Here is a 22984-nt window from a genome sequence, read left to right on the forward strand (position 1 = left end):
GATTCAATCGTCAACGCGTCACCCAAAAAGGCAGAAGTAAACGCGAGACTCAGACAGTTTACAAGTGCCGCTTCAAGTCCTTGAATGTAAACACTTTTCCGGGGCGCCAGGATCGCTTCGGTGGGTCAACGATGTGTATAACCGCATGGGTAAGGGTATGTCAAAGGAAGTTTGTCGCGCCGTCGTCGTTGTCTATCGAAGTAGTCCGGCCAGCTGGTTCTTTGCTGAAGTGGATGGCAATGACATCTACCGGTTCGGGCCGTTCGAGAGTGAACGCATCGTTAGCGAAATCCTCCCCGTGATCTACCCTGCCGACCTGCAGCGTGAAACCATCACCGCGATGATCGATTGCGACGATGCCACCCTGCTATGCGCGGCGCGCGGAAACATCGCGCCGCCGCCTCCCGGCCCCAGGGCGAATGAAAAGCCGCAGGCGCAGGCATCCGTCTCCTCTGGCTCCGTCTGGCGAGCCTTCTTCAGTCGCCATATCCAGGGCCGGATGGCGTGAGGAACAGTCTCGCGCGCCGTCACGGGAAATTCCCGCGATGGGGGCACGGCCATTCCGCATGACACTACGTGAATGCCGGCACCGCGTCGGTACGCAAGCGGGCATGCCCGCTTGCGATTGCGGGACTTGGCTGATGAACCCATATCGCATTGCTGCCTCTGCCTCGCCAGCGAATGTGTCAGTCCTGCCGGGCAGCTTTGCTGCCGTCGCGCTTCAGCTGGAAACTGTCCGGCAAATGTCCGGAGAATGTCTGAAGAAGAAGTCTGAAATGCCGAAGCGCGGGCGCGCATCAAGCCGTAAGACAACCGGTACGGGACCGTACCGATTCTTATTTCAATCCCGGGCATGATGCCGCCGGTTGCCTTTTGACTTTCCGCGCATACCGGATGCCATGAACGAGACTGCAGCGAAGATCGGCTTTACGTCACTTGCCCATGGGCTGCATGCATATCGCCATTGATTGTTGCCGCTGTTCGACATAAGACTGAAGACAGCGCGTCGCATGCGCACCTCCTGCCCGAAGAACCGGAGATAAGACATGGAAGAAGATCTCGTTCAGCGGATACGGTCCAATCCCAACTATCAGCGGYTGGTATCGACCCGTTCTACCTACGGATGGGTGCTCGCCGGGATGATGATGGTCGTGTATTACGGCTACATTCTCCTGGTTGCCTTCGGCAAGACCCTGCTTTCCACCAGGATCGGCGACGGCGTGATGACCTGGGGTATTCCGATCGGACTCTTTGTGATCGTATTTACCGTGGCCATCACCGGCATCTACGTCTGGCGCGCCAATCGCGAATTCGACGACCTGACGGCTCAGATTCGCAAGGAGGTGCTGTAATGTCGACCCGGAACCGCATCCTGAGCACACTGACGCTGCTTGCCCTGTGCGGGGCGGTCTGGGGAGCCGGCGGCGACCTTGGCCAAATGCAGAAGCAGCCGACCAACTGGACTGCGATCTCCATGTTCGCTGTCTTTGTGGTGTTTACCCTGTTCATCACGAAATGGGCCGCCAGCAAAACCAAGTCCGCCGCGGATTTCTATACGGCCGGCGGCGGCATCACCGGCTTCCAGAACGGCCTGGCAATCGCGGGCGACTATATGTCCGCGGCATCTTTCCTCGGGATATCGGCCGCGGTTTATTCGAACGGCTATGACGGCCTGATTTATTCGATCGGCTTTCTGGTCGGCTGGCCCGTCATCACCTTCCTGATGGCCGAGCGGCTGCGTAACCTCGGCCGCTTCACCTTCGCCGACGTGGCTGCCTATCGCTTCGAGCAGACACCGATCCGCGTATTCGCGGCCTCGGGCACGCTGGTGGTGGTGGCGTTCTACCTGATTGCCCAGATGGTCGGCGCCGGACAGCTGATCAAGCTGCTGTTCGGCCTGGAGTACTGGCTTGCCGTGGTGATCGTCGGCACGCTGATGATGGTTTATGTTCTGTTCGGGGGCATGACGGCGACCACATGGGTCCAGATCATCAAGGCCGGCCTGCTGCTCGCGGGCGCGACGTTCATGGCAGTCATGGTGCTGGCGCAGTTCCATTTCAATCCCGAAGCGCTGTTTGCCAAGGCGGTCGACGTCCATGCCAAGAAGGATGCCATCATGGGTCCCGGCACCTTCATCAAGGATCCGATTTCCGCCATTTCATTCGGCATGGCGCTGATGTTCGGCACGGCAGGGCTGCCGCACATCCTGATGCGGTTCTTTACCGTGCCAAGCGCCAAGGAAGCGCGCAAGTCCGTGTTCTGGGCGACGACATGGATCGCCTACTTCTACCTGCTGACATTCATCATCGGCTTTGGCGCCATCGTGCTGGTCAGCACCAACCCGGTATATAAGGATGCGCTTGGCGGCTTGCTGGGCGGCAACAACATGGCTGCCATCCACCTTGCGAACGCCGTTGGCGGCAATGTGTTCCTCGGTTTTATCTCCGCGGTGGCCTTCGCCACGATTCTTGCCGTGGTCGCCGGGCTGACGCTGTCCGGCGCTACTGCGGTTTCGCATGACCTTTATGCGACCGTGTTCAAGAAAGGCAAGGCGGCCAGCGATAAGGAATTGCGCGTTTCGCGGTATACGACAGTCGCGCTGGGCGTCGTGGCGGTGATTCTCGGGATTGCGTTCGAGAAGCAGAACATCGCGTTCATGGTGTCCCTGGCCTTTGCCGTTGCGGCATCGGCTACCTTCCCCGTGCTGTTCATGGCTGTGCTCTGGAAAGACTGCACGACGCGCGGCGCGACCATCGGCGGCTTTCTCGGCCTGATCACCGCGGTCGGGCTGACCATTGTCTCCAAATCGGTCTGGGTGGATGTATTCGGCTACAAGGATGCGATCTTTCCGTACACATCGCCTGCCTTGTTTTCGATGACCGCAGGCTTTGTCGGCATCTGGCTGTTCTCGATTCTCGACAATAGCGATCGTGCCCGGGTTGACCGCGCAGGGTACGAGGCGCAGAGAGTCCGGTCGGAAACCGGCATTGGCGCGTCGGGCGCTTCCGGCCACTGAAGGACGTGCCGTGTTGCGCCGCAACCTTGTCGGACACCGCCTGATCGCGCTGTTTGCCCTGGGCTGGCTGCTGTTCAACTATCCGCTGCTGGCCCTGTTCAACAACACGCTCACCTGGTTCGGCATCCCGCTGTTGTACGCCTATCTGTTCGCCGCATGGGCGGTGCTTATCGTTCTGCTGGCAGTCACCGCGGAGCAGGAAGCACCGCGAAAAGGAAACCCTCAGTTCGCCCCGCCCGCACCTGCGCCGAGGGACTGACATGCTGCAGGGCTGGGTCGTTGCGCTGGCGTCGTTCACGTACCTTGGCATGCTGTTCGCCATTGCGTATTACGGCGACAAGCGCTCGGACGCGGGCGCCAGCGTCATCAACAACCCATACCTGTATGCGTTGTCGCTGGCCGTGTACGCCACCTCGTGGACATACTACGGCAGCGTCGGCCGCGCCGCCGTCAGCGGCATCGGCTTCTTGCCCATCTACCTCGGCCCTACACTGATGGCGGCGCTATGGTGGACCGTGCTGCGCAAGATCATCCGTATCAGCAAGAACAACCGCATCACGTCGATTGCCGATTTCCTGGCTTCGCGATACGGCAAGAGCGCGCTGCTTGGCGGCCTTGTCACGCTGGTGTCGGTGGTGGGCATCGTGCCTTATATCGCGCTGCAACTAAAGGCCGTCTCGGCGAGCGTGGCGGTACTGGTGCATTCCGCCGACATCGGCATCCGGCGCGGCACGGCAGGGCCGGTGTGGTCGGACACCACGCTGTACCTCGCGCTGATGCTGGCCATATTCACCATCCTGTTCGGCGCCCGCCATATCGATGCTGCGGAGCGCCATGAGGGCATGGTCGCCGCGATTGCGTTTGAATCGCTGGTAAAGCTGGCGGCCTTTCTCTCGGTAGGGATCTTCGTCACCTTTGGCCTGTACGATGGCTTCGGGGATCTGTTCGGGCGCGCGGGCGCGGTTCCCGCGCTGAAGGCGCTCCTGACATTGAATGGCGGTACCGTGACATTCGGCAGCTGGGCCGCGCTGGTATTCCTGTCGATGCTGTCGATCCTGCTCCTGCCGCGCCAGTTCCAGATCGCCGTGGTCGAGAACGTCGACGAGAATCACCTCAGGAAAGCCATCTGGATGCTGCCCTTGTACCTCCTGGCGATCAATCTCTTTGTGTTGCCGATCGCCTTCGCAGGCGTGCTGCGCTTTCCGGGCGGCCAGGTCGACCCGGATATGTTCGTGCTGGCGTTGCCGCTGCAGGAAGGCGCTCCGGCGCTGACGCTCCTTGTGTTCATCGGCGGGCTGTCGGCCGCGACCGGCATGGTCATCGTCGAAACCATCGCGCTCAGCACCATGGTCTGCAATGACCTGGTGATGCCCTTGCTGCTGCGCCTGAAGCCCCTGCGGTTCGGCCATCGCGCCGATATCAGCGCGATGCTGCTCGCGATCCGGCGCGCGGCCATCGTGCTGTTGATGATGCTGGGATACGCCTACTTCCGCCTGGCCGGCGAAGCGTACGCGCTGGTCTCGATCGGCCTGATCTCGTTCGCGGCCGTGGCGCAGTTCGCGCCCGCGATGCTGGGCGCCATCTATTGGAAGAACGGCACGCGGCGCGGCGCGCTGGCTGGCCTCGGCGCAGGCTTCCTGCTCTGGCTGTACACGCTCCTGCTGCCATCGTTCGCGCAGTCCGGCTGGCTGCCGGCCAGTTTTGTCGAATACGGGCCGTTCGGCATCGGGTGGCTGAAGCCGCAGCAACTGTTTGGCCTGGCCGGGCTGGACCCGGTCTCGCATGCGCTGTTCTGGAGCATGCTGGCGAACGTCGGCGGCTATGCCGGCGTGTCGCTCACCAGTCCGCAAAGCGCGGCGGAACGGGTGCAGGCCATCCTGTTCGTGGATGCCTATGCCCACGGCGGCAGCGCACTGGGTTCCCATGTGTGGCGCGGCAGCGCTTCGGCCGAAGCGGTACTTGCGTTGTTGCGGCGCTTCCTTGGCGGCGTACGGGCCGACGAAGCGTACGCGCGGTTCCACCGCGAGCGTGCCGGCGCCAGCCCGCTGGCCGCCGACGCCGCGCTGGTGCATTTCGCGGAAATCCAGCTGGCAGGTGCGATCGGCGCCGCATCGGCGCGCGCGATGATCGCCTCGGCGGTGAATGAAGAGCCGCTCGGCCTGGACGAAGTCATGGCAATACTGGATGAGACCTCGCAAGCGGTCGCCTACAGCCGGCAACTGGAACAGAAATCGCGAGAACTGGAGATGGTATCGGCCGGACTCAAGGCCGCCAACATGCGGCTCACCGAGCTTGATCACATGAAGGACGACTTTATTTCGACAGTGACGCACGAGTTGCGCACCCCGCTTACGTCAATCCGCGCGTTCTCCGAAATTCTTCGCGACCATCCCGATCTTGCCGCTGCCAGGCGCAGCGAATACCTTGACATTGTGATCAAGGAAAGCGAGCGCCTCACACGTCTCATCAACAACGTGCTCGACCTTGCCAAGATCGAATCCGGCAGCACCGAATGGCACCCCGTGCCACTAGACTTGAAACAAGTGATCGAGGATGCGGTAAGCGCCACCCGGCAACTGTTTGCGGACCAGCGCATTCAGCTTGAGCTGCACCTGCCGCCGCAGGTCCCGCTGATACTGGCCGACCCCGACCGGCTGATGCAGGTGATGCTCAACCTGCTGTCGAACGCGGCAAAGTTCTGCGACCGCGCGGACGGCCGGGTCGCGGTGAGCCTGGAGGCGGCGGGCGGCAATTTGCGCGTCGCGGTGCGCGACAACGGTTGCGGCGTGCGCCCGCAGGATCGGGAGCTGATCTTCGACAAGTTCCGCCAGGGCGGCGACAGGCTGGCGGGCAAGCCCCAGGGCACCGGGCTCGGATTGCCGATCAGCCGGGAAATCATCCGCCATTTCGGCGGTGCGCTGTGGCTGGAGACCACGCAGGACAACGGCGCGGTATTCGTATTCACGCTGCCGCTGCCGAACGCACCGGAGACAACGTCATGACCCACAAAGTCCTTATCGCCGACGACGAACCGAACATCGTGATCTCCCTGGAATTCCTGATGCAGCAGAGCGGCTACGAGGTGGGCATCGCGCGCGACGGGGAGGAAGCCCTGGCGCAGATGGCCGCGTTCCAGCCCGATCTTGTCCTGCTCGACATCATGCTGCCGCTGCGCAGCGGCTTCGAGGTCTGCCAGAAGATCCGCGAGAACAAGGCCTGGGATCGGGTCAGGGTGGTCATGCTATCGGCGAAGGGGCGGGACCTTGAGGTGAGCAAGGGCCTCGCGCTGGGCGCCGATGCGTACATCACCAAGCCGTTTTCCACCAAGGAGCTGGTTGAGAAGGTGGGCGCATTGCTCGCGAGCTGTCAGAGAGACCCCGAATGATTCGAACGTGGATCGCCGGGCACCGCTTCGGCGTGACATTGGCGCTGCTCTTCCTGGCGCAGTTGCTGCTCGCCGGCGCGATCCTCCTGCCGCTCGCGATCGACCTGCCGGACGCGCAGCGCACCTGGTTGCGCGCGTTGCTGCTGCAGCGCGGCGCGCTGTGGATTGCCCTCGCGTTGCTGCTGCTGCTTGGCCTGGGCATTGGCCTGAAAGCCCTGTTCGACGCCTACCTGACGCCGGTCGCGCGGCTGGCCGAAGACGCCGCGCTGCTTGCGGCCAACCCCGGTCATCGCATCGCGCCACAGGGCGCGCGCGATGTGCGCATCCTGGTCGACAAGCTTAACCTGCTGGCGGCGTCCCATCAGGCCGTGCACGACGACGTGCAGGCCAGGATCGAGCTGGCGAACCGCGCGCTGGCCGAGGAGAAGAACCGGCTCGCCGCGCTCATGGCGGAGCTTGCGCTGAGCGTGCTGGTCTGCAATATCGAAGGGCGAATATTGCTCTACAACGACAGCGCCAGGCAGTTGCTGGAAGCTGGCCGGGGCGGCGCGCCCGCGGCTGGCATTGCGGCAATCGGCCTGGGCCGCTCCGTGTTCGGCGTGATCGAGCGGGGTCTCATCCTGCACGCGCTGGAACAGCTGCAGCACCAGCTCCGCGAGGGCGGGGCCCGCGGGGCGCGGCCGGTATCCGGATTCGTCGCCACGCTGTCGCAGGGCCAGATCGTGCGCGCGCACATGGCACCCGTGTTCGACAGCGCGCATACCCTCAACGGCTTCGTGCTGACGCTGGAAGACATCACCCGCAACGTCGAGGCCGACAACCGCCGCGACGCGTTGCTGCAGTCGCTCACGCAAGATGCGCGCGCCACGCTGGCGAATCTCCTTACGGCGGTGGAAACCCTCCAGGCGTTCCCGGCAATGAACGCTGAGAAGCGAGCCCAGCTTACCGGCATCATCGACGACGAATCGCAGCGCCTGGTGGGCCAGATCGGCCGTGCCGTGGATCAGCGCGGCGCCGGGATGGACAGCCATCAGGAGCTTGAAGAGATGCGCGGCGCCGACCTGCTCGCGCTGCTGCTGCGGCGGATCGGCAGCCCGTCGCTCAGCGTAGCCGCCAGCGATGCGGTCGACGCCACGCTGTGGCTCAAGGTGGACAGCTATGCCTTGACCCAGGCGCTGGCTTATCTGGCGCAGCGGCTCGCTACCGAAGCCGGCGTCACCGAGTTGCGTTTCGGCCTGTGCCGTGCCGGCCGTCTGGCCTATCTCGACCTTACCTGGCGCGGCGCGCCGCCAACCGCCGACATGCTGCGGGCGTGGGAGAACGCACCATTGCAGGYCGGTGCGGCCCTCTCACTGAGCGCGCTGATGGCGCGTCAGGGCGGCGAGACCGTATGTTCGTCCGGCTCGTCGCCCGACATGGCCCGCTACCGTCTGATGCTGCCGGTCTCCGAGCCGCGGTCGGCGCTGGACAGCCTGCCGGCACAGCAAGGCCGCCCGGAGTTCTACGATTTCGACCTGTTCCACCAGCCGGGACAAAACGCCGAAATCGACCAGTGCCTGCTCGCGCAACTCAGCTACACGGTGTTCGATACCGAGACCACGGGGCTGGAGCCTGCCGCCGGCGATGAAATCATCTCCATCGGCGCCTTGCGCATCGTCAACGGCCGGCTGTTGCAGCGGGAGAGTTTCGAGCAGCTGATCCAGCCGCGGGGCGCGCTGAGCGCCGGGTCGATAGCGGTTCACGGCATCACGCACGCCATGCTCAATGGCCAGCCAATGATCGAAACCGTGTTGCCGCAGTTTCACCGTTTCGCCGCGGATACCGTGCTCGTCGCGCACAATGCCGCGTTCGACATGAAGTTCCTGCAAATGCTGGAGGAAAGAACCGGCACCGCCTTCACGCAACCCGTCCTCGATACGCTGCTGTTATCGCAGGTGATCCACCCCCATCAGACCGAGCACACACTGGAAGCGATCGCCAGCCGTCTCGGCGTGGCGGTGATTGGCCGCCATACCGCCCTGGGAGACGCGATCGTCACTGGCGAGGTCTTTCTCAAGATGACCCCGCTGCTCGCGGAAAAAGGCATTGTCACCCTGAAGGATGCCCGCGATGCCGCGCAACAGACCCTTTACGCGCGGCTCCGGTACTGAGGAACGTACAACCCATGAATGAGCCGCCCACGATCCATCCCGACGCCGTTTTCGACCCGCCCGATGCCCAGGCGGGCGCATTCATGCGAGACATGGAGGGCGCCCGCCGCCGCATCGCCGGCGCGCAGGACGGAGGCGGGCTGCAGCGGGCCGCCGCGGAGATCCGGGCGCTCTGGCATCGCGTGGCGGGCGAGACGGAAGCGGAGCCGCTTACGCGGCTGATCTCGACGCTGAACGATGCGTTGACACGGCGCGTGATAGACCTGGCCTGTGCGGGGCAGCAGTTGCAGGACGTACGCTGGTGCTGGATCGCGCTCGGCAGCGAAGGCCGCCAGGAACAGACGCTGTCGAGCGACCAGGACAACGGGCTCATCCTGGCTGGCAGCGGCGGCGCCCAGGCACTGCGCCAACGGATGCTGCCGCTGGCGCTACGCATCAACGAAGCGCTCGACGCCTGCGGGTTCCCGCTGTGCACCGGGCAAATCATGGCAAGCAATCCGCAGTGGTGCCTCGACCTGCACGAATGGCGGGAGCGCTTCGCGAGCTGGATCATCGAAGGCGATCCGCGGGCGCTGCTCAACGCCACCATCTTCTTCGACCTGAGGCCGCTTCATGGCGCGCACGATCTGGCACAGGCGTTGATCGACTGGCTCGCGGACATGGCGCCGGACAACCCGCGCTTTCTGTACCAGATGACCGAGAATGCGCTGCGGCGCAAAGCGCCGCTCGGCCTGCTGCGCGACTTCGCGGTGGCCAGGAGCGGGAAGTTCGCCGGTACGATCGATCTGAAACAGGATGCCGCCACGCTGTTCGTCGACGCGGCCCGCATCTACGGCCTGGCTTGCCGCGCCCGCGCCAGCAATACGGCCGATCGCCTCCGGCGCGCCGGCGAGGCGCGGCGCCTGGAGCCACAGGATGTGCAAGCGTGGATCGGCGCGTTCAATGGCATCCAGACGTTGCGCCTGAAGACACAGCAGCGCTGTTTCGCACGCGGCTCGGCCATGCACAATCGTGTGGACCCGAACGAACTGGACGCGGGCGAGCGGCGCGCCTTGCGCGACGCCTTGCGCCAGGCCCGCGCACTGCAGAAACACCTGGCGCTGGACTACCTCGGTTTTCGCCAGGGAATCTGATCCCGCCGGCACCGGGTACGGCAGCGTACCGACGTCCGGGCCGATTGCGCGCACCGTTTGCTGAATGCCTTGATCCACTTGTCGCAGGATGCCCGAACCCGCGGCGCGAGCAAGCGGATGGCGTGGCCCTATGCCCAACCTGCGCGCAGGAGTACGAAATGCAATCCATTGAATCGGTTCTCCAGGAACACCGCCTCTTTCCGCCGCCCGCTGATCTGGCGGCCCATGCGGCCATCTCAGGCATGGACGCGTACAAGACGCTGTTCGCTGAATCCGAACGCGACTACGACGGCTTCTGGGGGCGTCTCGCGCGCCAGGCGCTGACCTGGAAGACGCCGTTCTCCAAAGTGCTCGACGAGTCGAACGCACCTTTTTACACCTGGTTCGAGGATGGCGAGCTGAATGCCTCGTATAACTGCCTGGATCGCCATGTCGAGTCCGGCAGCGGCAACCGCATTGCCATTGTCTTCGAGGCCGACGATGGCACCGTGGCCGCCGTCACCTACCAGGACCTGCTGCAACGTGTGTGCCGCTTCGCGAATGCGCTCAGGAAGCGGGGCGTGAAGAAGGGCGACCGCGTGGTGATCTACCTGCCGATGTCGGTGGAAGGCGTGGTTGCCATGCAGGCGTGCGCGCGGATCGGCGCGACGCATTCGATTGTATTCGGCGGCTTCTCGGCAAAATCGCTGCACGAACGCCTTGTGGATGTGGGCGCCGTTGCACTTGTCACCGCGGATGAACAGATGCGCGGCGGCAAGGCACTACCGCTGAAGAATATCGCGGACGAAGCCCTGGCGCAGGGCGGCTGCGACGCGGTGAAGAGCGTGATCGTGTACAAACGCACGGGGGGCAAGGTGCAGTGGAACGCGGATCGCGACCTGTGGATGCACGAATTGACGCAGGCCGAAGCGGGCACCTGCGAGCCGGAGTGGGTCGGCGCCGAGCATCCGCTCTTTATCCTGTATACCTCCGGGTCGACCGGCAGGCCCAAGGGGGTCCAGCACAGCACCGGCGGCTTCTTGCTGTGGGCCGCGCAGACCATGAAGTGGACCTTCGACTGGAAGCCCGCGGATGTGTTCTGGTGTACCGCCGACATTGGCTGGATCACCGGCCACAGCTATATCGCCTATGGCCCGCTCGCGGTCGGCGGCACCCAGGTGATGTTCGAAGGCGTGCCGACTTACCCGAACGCGGGCCGCTTCTGGGACATGATCGCCAGGCACAAGGTCACGGTCTTCTACACCGCGCCAACGGCGATTCGTTCACTCATCAAGGCCGCGGCGGTCGACGCAAAGGTGCACCCGTCGAACTACGACCTGTCGTCGCTGCGCATCCTCGGCACCGTCGGCGAGCCAATCAATCCGGAAGGGTGGATCTGGTACTACACCAACGTCGGAGGATCACGCTGCCCGATTGTCGATACCTGGTGGCAGACCGAGACCGGCGGCCACATGATCTCGCCGCTGCCGGGCGCGACCCCGCTTGTGCCGGGCTCGTGCACGCTGCCGCTGCCAGGCATCATGGCGGCGGTCGTCGATGAAACCGGGCAGGACGTGCCTGCCGGCCAGGGCGGGATCCTGGTCATCAAGCGGCCGTGGCCCGCGATGCTGCGCACCATCTGGGGCGACCCGGAGCGCTATCGGACCAGCTACTTCCCGGAAGAGCTGGGCGGCAAGCTGTACCTTGCCGGCGATGGCGCGGTGCGCGATCCCGAGACGGGCTACTTCACCATCATGGGCCGCATCGACGATGTGCTCAATGTGTCCGGCCACCGGCTCGGCACGATGGAGATCGAGTCGGCACTGGCCGCGAACGCGCTGGTTGCCGAGGCTGCCGTGGTCGGGCGGCCGGACGAGGTCACAGGCGAAACCGTGATCGCGTTCGTGGTGTTGAAGGGAGCGCGCCCGGAGGGCGAGGCGGCGGAGAAGATCGCCAACGAGCTGCGCGCGTGGGTGAGCAAGGAGATCGGGCCGATTGCGAAACCCAAGGACATCCGGTTCGGCGACAACCTGCCCAAGACGCGTTCGGGCAAGATCATGCGCCGCCTGCTGCGCTCGCTGGCGAAGGGCGAAGAGATTACTCAAGACATATCGACGCTGGAGAATCCGGCGATCCTCGATCAGCTCCGCTGAGCCGGAGCGGCGCCGCCGCACGTCGCTTCGGGCTACCCCAGACGGTGGGAGACGCACGCGCTCAGCGCTGCGTCTCCCGCTCGTACCGGTCCTGCTCCCAGTACGGCGGCCGGCCATAGTATTCGTGGATGCTGGTGGCCCACTGCGGGTCCGCCATGCTTGGCCAATGGTCCTTGTCGAAACCGGGCGCGGCCTCCAGCACTTCCTTGTCGATGCCCAGCACGAAGCTCTTGCGCTGGATGTCGAGCGTCAGCGCGGACCAGGGGACGGCGAAGAGCTTTTCGCCCATGCCCAGGAAGCCGCCAAAGGACAGCACCGCATAGGCGATACGCCCGCCGGGCACGTCCAGCATGATGTGGTCGACCTTGCCGAGCTTGTCGCCGCCCGGGCCGATCACCGGGTTGCCTTCCAGCGTATCGGCAGCCATCAGGAAAGGCCCGGGCCCCGCGCCGTTCTTCTCGATGTTGCCGACGATGGCGGCACGCGGGCCGCTGCTGATGTGGTCAAGTTCATACGGATTCATGATTGGACTCCAGGGAGGGTGGTCATGCCATGCGCCAGACATTGGCCCGCGCATCCGCGCAGCCGCCGATCGCACCCGGCATTCGATAGACCGAGACTGACATCGACCGGCCATGGTGTCGGTACGATGGCGGACACGCAGATGTCTTTATTGGCACTTCGCGTGGGTTGGCCTCATGCGCGCATTGTCGCCAGCATGGCGCAGACAGCCGCCGCCATCAGCATGGTCACGACCATGCTCGGCACGGAGATCACGCCGTTGATGACGGCGCTCCAGTACAAGGCTTGCCACCAACATAGCCGGTTCCCGGACGCTTTCCCTCCCGCTCACCCGCGGCGTGCGTCTTGAGAGGCGCACGCCGCCCCCTTTGCCTATACTCAGTGACAAGTTGTTCGCAAGCGCCGTGCGCGTCCCGCACGCGAGCCGCCGGAGGGCCACTCATGGAGTTCAAGGACTACTACGCGATGCTGGGCGTGGAGCGCACGGCCACGCAGGATGACATCAAGCGTGCCTACCGCAAGCTCGCGCGCAAGTATCACCCTGACGTCAGCAAGGAGCCGGATGCGGAAGCCCGGTTCAAGGACGTGGCCGAAGCGTACGAGGCGCTGAAAGACGCGGAAAAGCGCGCGGCCTACGACGACGTGGGGGCGCGCTACAAGCACGGCCGCGAGTTCACTCCGCCGCCGGGATGGGATAGCGGCTTCGAGTTCAGCGGCGGCGATGCCGGTCGCGACCCGGAGATGGATCACAGCGATTTCTTCGAATCGCTGTTCGGGGCGAGGCCGGCGCAGGGCCGCGGCGCGCGCCATGCCGGCCGTATGGCCGGGGCGGATCATCACGCCAAGGTGCAGATCGATCTGAAGGACGCATACCGGGGAGGGCGCCGCACCATTTCGCTGCGCACGCCGCAGGTGGACGCCAACGGCCATGTCCGCTTGCAGGAGCGGCAACTGGACGTGAATATTCCCAAGGGCGTTCGCGGGGGACAGCATCTCCGGCTTGCCGGGCAAGGCGGCCCGGCGATTGGAGACGCGCCCGCCGGCGACCTGTACCTCGAGATCGAGATCGCGCCGCACCCGCGGTTCCGCGTCGACGATCGCGACGTCTACCTGGACCTGCCCGTCGCCCCTTGGGAAGCTACCCTGGGCGCCAGCGTCGACATACCCACGCCGGACGGCAGCGTGCTTCAACTCAGCGTGCCGCCGGGCTCGTCGGCTGGCCGCAAGCTGCGGCTCAGGGGCAAGGGCCTTCCCAGCACGCCGCCCGGCGACCTGTACGCGGTGCTCTCCATCGCCTTGCCGCCTGCCGACACGGAGCAGGCCAGGCAGGCGTACCGGGAGATGGCCAAGACCTTTAGCGGTTTTTCGCCGCGCCGTTCAACGGAGGCTTGATGCGATGAGCAATCAAAGCGGTTCGACGCTACAAGGCGTGCTTGTCGAGGAAGAGGTTCAGTTCACGCTGGTCGAACTGAGCGTGGCCTGTCACGCCGACATGGAGCAGGTGGTGGCCCTTGTCGAGGAAGGCGTGCTGACGCCGCGCGGCGAGGATGCGCAGGGCTGGCGCTTTGAGGGCGCCGCCCTGTCGCGCGCCCGCGCGGCGCTGCGTTTGACACGCGACCTGGAGCTGGGGCCCGCGGGCGTTGCACTCGTGCTTGACCTGCTGGACGAGATCGGGGCGCTCAAGGCGAAACTACGCCGCGCCAACCTGGCCTGAATGGCGTCCCTGTCCGGCCGCGCACAGATAATGCCACCGGAGGCCGCCGCGGGACCCGGGGCAATGGAGACAACGATGGCATTCCCCTACAACGTTCCTGACGAGTTTGTCCAGGGTTTCATCAAGTCGGGGCAAAGCCTGTGGCAGGCCATGGCGCCGACCGGCGCCGGCCCCTTCGCCGATCTGCAGTTGAACTACTTCCAGCAGCAGTTGGCGCTGTGGACACGGATGATGGTCAACATCGCGGGCGAACCGGCGGAGCCGGTGGTCGCACCCGAGCGCGGCGACCGCCGCTTCGGCGCCATCGAATGGCGCGACAATCCCGCCTACAGCCTGCTCAAGCAGAGCTACCTCCTCAACGCCAGGCTGGCCAGCGACATGGTGGAGGCCGCGGATCTGGACGAACCCGCCAGGCAACGGCTGCGCTTCTATACGCGCCAGTTCATCGACTCGATGAGCCCGGCCAACTATGCCGCCACCAACCCGGAGGTGATGCAGCTCGCATTCGAGACGCAAGGCGAGAGCCTGAAGGCCGGGCTCGGCAACCTGCTCGCGGACATGCGCAAGGGCGGGCTGTCGATCACCGATGAGTCCGCGTTCGAGATCGGCAAGAACGTGGCCGTGTCCGAAGGCGCGGTGGTGTTCGAAAACGCGCTGTTCCAGCTGATCCAGTACGCACCCCTGACCGGGCGGGTGGCAACGCGCCCGCTGCTGATCGTGCCGCCGTCCATCAACAAGTTCTACATCCTCGACCTGCAGCCCGAGAACTCGTTTGTGCGGTTCGCCGTCGGACAAGGCTACACAGTCTTCCTGGTGTCGTGGCGCAACCCCGATGCCAGTTGCGCCCACGTCACGTGGGACGACTACCTGAGCCTGGGGGTGATGAAAGCGATCGAGGTGGCGCTGGCCATCGGCGGTGCCGACAAGCTCAACGCGCTTGGCTGGTGCGTAGGTGGCACGATCCTCTCTTCCGCGCTCGCGGTGCTGCGCGCGCGCGGCGACACCTCCGTGGCCAGCCTGACCCTGCTGACCACCATGCTCGATTTCCGGGACCCCGGCGACCTTGGCGTATTCATCGACGAGCAGGGCGTAGCAGCGCGCGAGCGGGCGATCGGCCAGGGCGGCATCTACCCCGGATCGGAACTCGGCTTCGTGTTCCAGACGCTGCGCGCCAATGACCTGATCTGGCCGAATGTCATCAACCACTACCTGAAGGGCAAGTCGCCCGAAGCATTCGACCTGCTTTACTGGAATGCCGACAGCACCAACCTGCCGGGGCCGATGTATACCTGGTACCTGCGGAACATGTACCTGGAGAACAACCTGTGCGTGCCGAAGCGGCTGACAATGTGCGGCACGCCCGTGGACCTCGGCGCGATCGATCTGCCCAGCTATGTGCTGGCGACGCAGGACGACCACATCGTGCCCTGGAAGTCCGCCTACCGGACGACGCAACTGGTCGGTGGCGAGACGCAGTTTGTGCTTGGCGCGAGCGGGCACATCGCGGGTGTCATCAATCCGGCGTCGAAGAACAAGCGCAGCTACTGGGCTGGCGGCACCCTGGGGGATGACGCCGGGCAGTGGCTTGCCAGTGCCACGGCGACGCCGGGGAGCTGGTGGCCCCATTGGATCAAGTGGCTCGCGCCCAAGGCCGGGAAGGCCATCGACGCACCCCGCCAGGCCGGCAGCAAGACGTACCCCGTGATCGAACCGGCACCCGGGCGCTACGTCAAGGAACGGGCGGGCTGAGCGATGGCGCGCTGAATCGGGAAACTGCGTGACGTGAAGGAGCGCGCTCCCGCTCAGGGGAGCACGCGCCGCGTCTTAGCGAAGCTGCTCGTCGATATAGCAGAACACGGCCGTGCCACTGCCGTATTCGGTGTCGCGCGTGGTGAATGCCCCGGACAAGCAGATAAACACGGTCATGCATGCGACGGCGGCAAGCAGGCAGAGCGTCAGGATGGATAGCTTTTGCATGGCTAAGCCCTCCGGCAATCATTAGACGTCGATACCACGTTCATTCTCCTGACGAGGCCGCAAGCACCGGGGCCGGCGCTCACACGTCTATACGCATTTCTCATGCCTGCGTCCGGCAGGCGACACTGCCGCCGGATTATGCTTCACGGGATACGCGTGGAGGGGAAATCGTTGGGCCGCACCATACAGTCCTGGCGACTTGTGTGTGTCCGGGAGCGACAGTGCATGACGCCCCGGATGGCCGGTCAGGCCATTGGGCGACGCCTCGCCGGGCGAGGCGTGAGGCAATGGTCAGGCGATGTCGCGCACCCTCAGCCGTACCGCCGGATCGCCCAGCACCACGTAATTGCGCGCATCGTCCCGCGCCACCCAGCGTAGCGCGATCTCGGTATCGGAAACGGCGGCACCCGCGCCGCGGTCGCGCAGCAACTCGGCCAGTTCCGTGCTGAGCGCGGCCCAGCGGATGTTGAAGCGATCCGTGGCCTGCCCCACGCGCTCGCCCCGCAGCAGGCTGCCGATCACGTCGCGGAATCCCTGGGTCTGCGGGTCCGCGCGCTCTGACTGGAAGCCGTAAGCCCAGGCCCTGTCGACATGCCCGAGCACCGCCAGCGCGCCGCCGTGGGGATGCGCAAGCAGCCGCTGCGGCAGGCGGGCGGTGAAGGGGGCCGGCGCGAGCCGCGCGGGGGCGACGGCGTCGCGGCCGAAATTGTCGAACTCGGGGCAGCCGGCGCCATAGCAGGCAAAGCAGAACTGGATGAGGCCGTGGCACTGCGCGTCGTCGGGCACATCTTGCGCGGCGAACCAGTGCTCGGGGCCGATTGCGCCGTAGCCTGGCCAGTCCTGGCAGACGATGGCGCCCTGGGCGCCGGCAAGGCGCGCATCGTCCGCGCGAAAGCCCATGCCGTGGGAGCCGGTGAAGAGCAGGGCGGGCGGGCCGTCCGGGCCTTTGCCGCGCAAGACTTCGGCCAGGGCGGATTTGGTGGCCGCTTCCCCCAGCAAGGCTTGCATGGCAAAGCCCTGGCGCTCGCCGAGGGCTTTGGCTTGCGCGGTGCCAAGGCTGAGCGGGGTGGCCAGTTGCCGCGTGAGCAACTGCGTGGCGCGATCGAAGTCGTGGCAGGTGGCGAACAGCGCGATCCGGCGCCGGGCTGTCACGCTGGCCATGGTTTCGTAGGCCGTCACGCTGTCCGCGTAGCTGCGAAAATCAGCCAGCTGCGGAAAATCCAGCCGCCCCACCGCCCAGTACAGGTCGAGCGTGTATTGGAAGGCAAACGATATCTTGTCGGGCGGCCCGACCAGCACGAGGTAGTAGGGCACGCCCAGGGCCGGATCCACCACGTTGAGCGAGACCTTGTGCCGCGCCAGCCAGGTGGCGGCGCTCTCGCCGGGCAGGCAGCCGTCCGCGCCCTGGAATATCGTGACCTGTCCGGCCTCCCGGTGCCGCCAGGCGATCAGCGGCGCGAGGGCGTCCAGGTAAGGCGCGGGATCGACGTCGGAGGGAAACAGCAAGCCCCAGCCGGCCTCGTCCAGCTTGTCGCCGTCGACATCGCCCAGCACGGCGTAGGTCTCGGCCTGCCGGGCCTTCTCCGCGGCGCGTTCGGGCGCACGGCGTCCCGCGTGCTCGTGCGCGGTGAACGCGGCGACAGCCTGCGCGTCGATGTCCGCGAGCGGGCGTCCGGTGTCGGCCTGGATGCCGAGCGGGATGGGCATGGATTCGTCGGTCATGGTAGTGCTCCCGGTCGCGCTCGTCATCTCGCTCAGGTTCGGATTCAGGCCCCGGCCAGCGCGGCCTGCCAGATCAGGTGGGCGACTTCGGGGCCGTCGATGTCGTTGTGCGCGCCCGAGACGCCGCTCTTGTGGCAGATGTACTCGCTGGCCTCGATGTTCAGCACCTTGCCGCCAGTCATGGCGTAGTGGCCGTCGTAGGGCTGCAGGGGCGCGTCCGTGGCGCCGTCGATGCCCTGGATGCCGAACGCGCCGATGGCGCCGAAGGCGGGATAGGCCTGCGCGGGTTCGAAGGCGACCTGGCCGGCCACGCCGGCGGCCCACGGATACAGCGAGCCGACTGCCGTATCGTGCCGCGAGCGGGTCACCACCAGCGGCCCGCTGACCTTGCCGTCCGGCAGCACCTGGTGGCAGTAGCCCGCCGTGCCGGGCCGCACGGGGATATCCGGCGCGTAGGCCCATAGCGACATCGCGCCCTGTACCAGCACGCACGACGCCACGGGGCGCCGCAGCGCCGCCGTGCCGCCCGGCCCGCCCAGCGCGGCGGACATGACGACGGCGCCGAAGCTGTGGCCCATCAGGTGGATGCGCGCCGCCGGCAAGGCATCGCCGATGCGGTTGACCAGGGGATGCACGCCGCTTTCTCCCACGGTCTGGGCGCGCTTCTTCATATTCCAGAAGGACAGCTGCCGCAGCGGTGCCAGCAAGCCGCCCAGCACGGAGCCGCCGAACGTGGCGCCCAGCTGGGTGGCTTCGGCGAAGGAGGCATCGGGATCGAACGGCAGGCGGTCGGCGCCGGCATCGCCTCCCACCCCCTCGCTGCCGAGCGCGAGCGCCTGGTCGAGTTGCAGGTAGGCCAGGCGCGCGGCTTCCGGCAGGCTGGCGGCATCCGCCTGGGTGCGCGCGGCCTCGAAGATGGCCGCCAGCGCGGCACGCACTGGCGGCGTGTCGCCCAGACGCTGCGCATAAGCATCGACCATGGCTTGCGCGCCCGCCCCTGCGAACGGCGCAAAGCTGGTATCGCCGCCCAGTTCCTCGTCGCCCCACGGCAGGCTGGGCCAGTGCACGCCGATATGGGCAACGGCGAAATCCGGGTGTCGCGCGCGCATCTCCTGCTCGTCGCCGACGCTGCGCGCGAAGGCGCCGATCCAGCGGTCGTACTGGTTGCGCGCCGCGGGCAGGTCGCCCTGCCAGCCGTGGCTCCAGAGAAAGACATCGGTGGGCGCGCTGTCCCGCCATTGCGGCAGCAGACGCTCGGACAAATGTCCGCCGACGCCGTCCGGGTCGTCGTTGCGTTCGTTGCCGGCGGCGTCCAGTGCCAGCAGCGCATAGCTGGCGCTGGTACCCGCAATGGTCTGGATGGGCATGGCGTGCTCCTCTTCCGGTCAACTCAGTCGATAAAGGCGTCGATAAAGGCGTCGATCAACCTGTTGATCAACGCATTCACCGTATTCAACGTGCTTCACATGCGGTCGGCGATGGCGTATCGCCCTTGAAGAAATCGGCTTTCTGCCGGGCCGTAAAGCCACCGCCGGCAATGGCGCAGGCCTGCTTGCGCCATTGCTCCATATCGAGATCCCAGATCGCGGCAAGCCCGGTGCCCGCCGCATACAGCCAACGGCCGTCGTCGCTGACGGAGAGGGCGGCCACGGGTTGCCGCGGGTCGCGATAGAGCGTTTGCGGGATCGGCAGTGGCCGGTCGGTCTCGCGGTCGAGCAGGAAGAGATTGCCATGGTCGTCCCCGGCGACGACAAACGGCGCGTCTGGCGCGGCCAGCGCGGTGATGACGCCCGCGGCATCTTGTTTGAGGATGGTGGCCCGGGCGCGCACCGGCTGGCCCGGCGAGGCCGGGGACTTCGGCAATGCCAGGCGGTACACCTTGCCCAGATAGTTGCCGGCCACCAGCGTGTCGCCGCGCGCGCCGAAGGCAAGACTGGTGATCTGGCCGCGCGGCAGGTCTTCGAAACGCTGGACCATGACCGCCCTGGCGTCGGCGCAATCGGTCCCGGCGAGCTCGATCCGCCACAGGCCGATGCTGTCGTCCTCGGCCACGGCGAGTTCGCTGGCGCCGGGCCGGAAGGTGGCATAGGCCGCGCGCGCCAGCGGCTCGGGCAGCGGGATCCGGCAGGCGTCGGCTTCTGCGGTGGCTTCGGTGGCGGATGCAGCGGCCGCGGCAGGCGTGGCCGCGCCGGCGTCGGGCGGCAGACGCCATAGTTCCAGGCGCCGGGCTTCGGCRGGTTCGCCCGAACGGATCGCCAGCAGGCGCGCATCGTCGCTGAGTGTCAGGCGCGCGCTGGTGCCCGCCATTACGCCAGGCAGGATCGCATTGCCGGTGCCATCGGCCGCAAGCATCCAGACCTGGCCGTTGTCATCCGCCACCACAAGGCGCCGCGCGCCACGCGCCCAGTCCAGCGCGCGCACCGGCGCGGCCGGCATGGAAACCGGCCGCCGGCTCGCTGGATTGCCGGCCTCCGCCTGCAATATGACCAGCCTGCCGCTTTCGGTCGCGGCGGCCACCGGCGGGGTGACGCCCGTCAGCGCCAGCAGTAGCGGCGGCGCGCCATCCTGCCCGCGCGAGAGGATCCGTGCCATCGGATGGCGCGGCGCGTCGAAGCGCATCTGCAGCAGCTCGCCCTGTTCGGTGGAGGCAAACAGGCGCTGGTCGCGGCCGGCCAGCGCCAGTCCGGTGATCTGGCTCGGCAGGTCCAGCAGCTCGTTGCGCGTGAACTGCATACGCTCGGGGTCGAGCCGCCAGCGGATCACGCGGCCATCCCAGCCGCCGGAGAGCAATTGCTTGTCGTCGGTGAAGACCAGCCGCACCACGGCATCGTCGTGGCCCAGCAGCGCGCGCGGCCACAGCACGCCATCGGCGGTGCGCCACACGCTGATGCGGCCGCCGCGCGTGCCGGCCACGGCCAGGCTGCCGTCCGGACTGACGGCGATGCTGTGGTAGCCCGCGAACCAGTCGGTATTGTCCGCGGGCGCCGACAGTTCCTGTGCGGGGGTCTTCAACACAGCGGGGTCCGCCCCGGAGTCGGACGGCAGGCGCCACAGCCGGGCCTTGCCGTCGCGCGACGCGGTGGCGAGCTGCCGGCCTTGATCGAACAGCGCCACGTCGGTGATGCGCAGGGCGTGTGCGCGCCCGCTTGCCACCGGGCGCCGCCACGTGTCGCCGCCCTTGGCGAGATCCCACACAACGACGCGGCCGCCGTCGTAGCCCGCGGCCAGGCGCCGGCCGTCGCCGGACAGGGCCGAGACCGGACCCCATCCGCTTGCGCGGCTCGCCCCCGGCGGCTGCAGCACCGTGGCACGCGCGGGCTGCGCGATGTTCCACAACGCCACGCTGCCGTCCTGGCCGCCCGTGGCCAGCGTGCCGGCGCCGGTCAGCGCCAGCACGCGCATGCCGTCGGGATGCTGGTTGCGCAGCGCGGCCTCGTCCAGCCGCACCGTGCGGGCGCCGGGACCGAGCCCGGTGACGTCCACGATCCAGTGATTCGCGCCGAGCCTGGCGCTGACCCGATAGCCGGCATCGGCCTGCACCTCCAGGGTTTGCTCATCCGCGCGCGCCAGGTAGGCTTCGATATGGCGGGCACGATTCATGGTGCTGACCAGGGAGCGCCGGAAATCGAAGCCCGCCGGCGGGGAGTGGCCATGCAGGTCGCGCGTGCCCTCCACGGCCGCCAGCAGCGCGGCGTCCGGCGCGGGCCGCGAGCCGAGCAGCGAGAAAAGGGCGTTTTGCCGGGCGATGTCTTGCTTGGTGGCGCGCAGTTGCCAGGCCAGGATCGCAACGCCGATCAGAACCACGAACGTGACGAACGCCAGCGAATAGCCAAGGATATGCCAGCGCCGCGCGCGCTCCTGCTCCGCGCGATAGCGCTGGTAGGCCGCCAGGAAACGGTTTTCCGCTTCGCTGTGCCGGTCCTCGGCTTCGAGCAAGGTGTCGTCGAGTTCCTCGGTGGAGCTGAGCTTGCCGAAGACGCCGGGATTCTCGCCGGACAGGGCCCAGGCGCGCGCCAGCTGTTTCCAGTGCGGCAGGTACTGGGTGCGCCATTGCGCGTTGCTGGCGCGCACCGGTTCGATCAGCCGGTCGTGCGCAAGCTCGAGCCACTGCGCGTCCTGGCGGCTTTGCGCGCGCACCAGGTGATATTGCTGCAAGAGGTCGAGCTCGGCCGCCGTGGGTGCGCTGCGCGAGCCGGCGTCCAGCGTTGCCTGGGCGCGCATGTTGGTGGCGGTGATCAGGCGGCTCTCGACCCAGTCGCGTACCACGCGCTGCCGTGGGCGCGTGGCGGCGGCCGTGTCGAACACCGTATTGCAGTACGAAGCCAGCGCCGCGCCGGTGTCCAGGCGCCGAACCTGCTCGAGCGTGATCGCGCCCCCGCCGGCCGCCGGCCCGTCCTGGCCGAAGCAGGCTTGCCACAGGCTCAGGCCGACCACCTGCAATTGCACCGGCTCGACAAAGCGCCCCTCGCGCAGGCTTACCTGGCCGGCCGCATCGCGCGTGCGCACCTGGGCCAGATCCTTCACCAGTTGCCGCGCCGCGTCCTCGCGAAAATCCACGCCCGCCGCCAGCGCCGGTCCACGCAGCGCCTCCAGCGCCTGTTCGCGCGACAGCAGGTCGATCCGCATGGTGTTCATCAGGTGCGTCGGCACCAGGTCGCGATAGGCATCGAGCCACGAGAAGTATTCCTCGCGCATCGCCACCAGGGCCCATACCGGGCTGCCGCTGCGATCCAGCAGCTCGCCCAGCTGCGTGAAGAACACCTGCTTGGCGCCGGTGTCGGTGCTGTCGAGCGTGAAGATCTCCTCGAACTGGTCGAGCACGATCAGCAGCCGCCGCGTGCGGCCACCCGGATTGTGGTCTTCCAGGCGGGACAGGCAGGACAGCAGCGTATCGTCCGCGCGCGGCTTCAGTTCGGCGCGCGCAGCCCAGCAGTGCAGCACGCTGGTGACATAGCGGTTGCTGCCTTCATACGGCACGCTGACCCGCGCGGTGGGCAGCACGTCGAAGCGATCCGCCAGGCGCGGACGCAGGCCGGCCTCGATCAGCGACGTCTTGCCCGCGCCCGAGGGCGAATACAGGAGGACGACGCGGTCGGCTATCAGGCGGTCGCGCAGTTCCTCGATCTCGGCATCGCGGCCGAAGATGGGGTCCGTCTCGTCCAGCGGCATGGGGCCGATGTACGGGCCGTGGGCGTTGCGTGTCGTGTCCGGAAGTTCGGGATTGGCCGCCATC

General features: G+C 66.5%; 17 protein-coding genes. 12 read left to right on the forward strand and 5 right to left on the reverse strand.

What is annotated here, in order from left to right:
* Nucleotides 1-157: 157 nt before the first annotated feature.
* The 9 genes from AC1DT6_RS26245 (at nt 158) to acs (ending at nt 11816) form a co-directional block, all read left to right on the forward strand.
* Nucleotides 158-508 (forward strand): hypothetical protein, encoded by a 351-nt coding sequence (locus AC1DT6_RS26245; RefSeq protein ID WP_441625929.1) that lies wholly within the window; start codon nt 158-160, stop codon nt 506-508.
* 538 nt (nt 509-1046) lie between these two features.
* Nucleotides 1047-1352, forward strand: coding sequence for a DUF485 domain-containing protein (locus AC1DT6_RS26250; RefSeq protein ID WP_441625931.1), 306 nt, complete (start codon nt 1047-1049; stop codon nt 1350-1352).
* On the forward strand, nt 1352-3016 hold the full coding sequence (locus AC1DT6_RS26255) for a cation acetate symporter (protein WP_441625933.1): 1665 nt from the start codon (nt 1352-1354) through the stop codon (nt 3014-3016). The genes AC1DT6_RS26250 and AC1DT6_RS26255 overlap by 1 nt, the downstream gene beginning before the upstream one ends.
* Before the next feature lie 10 nt (nt 3017-3026).
* Nucleotides 3027-3275, forward strand: coding sequence for a hypothetical protein (locus AC1DT6_RS26260; protein WP_441625935.1), 249 nt, complete (start codon nt 3027-3029; stop codon nt 3273-3275).
* Nucleotide 3276: 1 nt separating this feature from the next.
* Nucleotides 3277-6018, forward strand: a complete 2742-nt coding sequence (locus AC1DT6_RS26265) for an ATP-binding protein (RefSeq protein WP_477111128.1) — start codon at nt 3277-3279, stop codon at nt 6016-6018.
* On the forward strand, nt 6015-6401 hold the full coding sequence (locus AC1DT6_RS26270) for a response regulator transcription factor (RefSeq protein WP_477111129.1): 387 nt from the start codon (nt 6015-6017) through the stop codon (nt 6399-6401). Before AC1DT6_RS26265 ends, AC1DT6_RS26270 begins: the two co-directional genes overlap by 4 nt.
* Complete coding sequence (locus tag AC1DT6_RS26275; RefSeq protein ID WP_477115005.1) at nt 6398-8551, forward strand: 3'-5' exonuclease; 2154 nt, start codon at nt 6398-6400, stop codon at nt 8549-8551. Before AC1DT6_RS26270 ends, AC1DT6_RS26275 begins: the two co-directional genes overlap by 4 nt.
* 14 nt (nt 8552-8565) lie before the next feature.
* Entirely contained in the window at nt 8566-9684 is a 1119-nt protein-coding gene (locus tag AC1DT6_RS26280) for a DUF294 nucleotidyltransferase-like domain-containing protein (protein ID WP_441625943.1), read from the forward strand.
* Between the two features lie 158 nt (nt 9685-9842).
* Nucleotides 9843-11816, forward strand: coding sequence for an acetate--CoA ligase (gene acs / locus AC1DT6_RS26285; protein ID WP_441625945.1), 1974 nt, complete (start codon nt 9843-9845; stop codon nt 11814-11816).
* Between the two features lie 61 nt (nt 11817-11877).
* Here the strand turns inward: acs and AC1DT6_RS26290 are convergent, their stop codons facing one another.
* Nucleotides 11878-12339: a PRC-barrel domain-containing protein gene (locus tag AC1DT6_RS26290; RefSeq protein ID WP_477103993.1), complete on the reverse strand. Its 462-nt coding sequence runs from the start codon at nt 12337-12339 to the stop codon at nt 11878-11880.
* Between the two features lie 440 nt (nt 12340-12779).
* On the opposite strand from AC1DT6_RS26290, the gene AC1DT6_RS26295 reads away from it, so the two are divergent.
* From AC1DT6_RS26295 to AC1DT6_RS26305, 3 genes are all read left to right on the forward strand, one after another.
* A complete protein-coding gene (locus tag AC1DT6_RS26295) occupies nt 12780-13730 on the forward strand; it encodes a DnaJ C-terminal domain-containing protein (RefSeq protein WP_441625949.1) in 951 nt (316 codons plus the stop codon).
* 4 nt (nt 13731-13734) lie between these two features.
* Nucleotides 13735-14052, forward strand: a complete 318-nt coding sequence (locus AC1DT6_RS26300) for a chaperone modulator CbpM (RefSeq protein WP_441625951.1) — start codon at nt 13735-13737, stop codon at nt 14050-14052.
* Nucleotides 14053-14127: 75 nt separating this feature from the next.
* Entirely contained in the window at nt 14128-15801 is a 1674-nt protein-coding gene (locus AC1DT6_RS26305) for a PHA/PHB synthase family protein (protein WP_441625953.1), read from the forward strand.
* A 75-nt stretch (nt 15802-15876) separates the two neighbouring features.
* On the opposite strand, the gene AC1DT6_RS26310 is transcribed toward AC1DT6_RS26305, so the two are convergent.
* The 4 genes from AC1DT6_RS26310 to AC1DT6_RS26325 form a co-directional block, all read right to left on the reverse strand.
* A complete protein-coding gene (locus AC1DT6_RS26310) occupies nt 15877-16029 on the reverse strand; it encodes a hypothetical protein (RefSeq protein ID WP_441625955.1) in 153 nt (50 codons plus the stop codon).
* Between the two features lie 291 nt (nt 16030-16320).
* The gene (locus AC1DT6_RS26315) at nt 16321-17751 is read right to left on the reverse strand and encodes a C25 family cysteine peptidase (RefSeq protein ID WP_441625957.1); all 1431 of its coding nucleotides are present in this window, start codon (nt 17749-17751) and stop codon (nt 16321-16323) included.
* A gap of 44 nt (nt 17752-17795) precedes the next feature.
* Nucleotides 17796-19118, reverse strand: a complete 1323-nt coding sequence (locus AC1DT6_RS26320; RefSeq protein WP_441625959.1) for a hypothetical protein — start codon at nt 19116-19118, stop codon at nt 17796-17798.
* Between the two features lie 85 nt (nt 19119-19203).
* The gene (locus tag AC1DT6_RS26325; protein WP_477111130.1) at nt 19204-22983 is read right to left on the reverse strand and encodes a WD40 repeat domain-containing protein; all 3780 of its coding nucleotides are present in this window, start codon (nt 22981-22983) and stop codon (nt 19204-19206) included.
* Between the last annotated feature and the right edge of the window lies 1 nt (nt 22984).

The organism is Cupriavidus sp. 01L45, assembly GCF_056399885.1.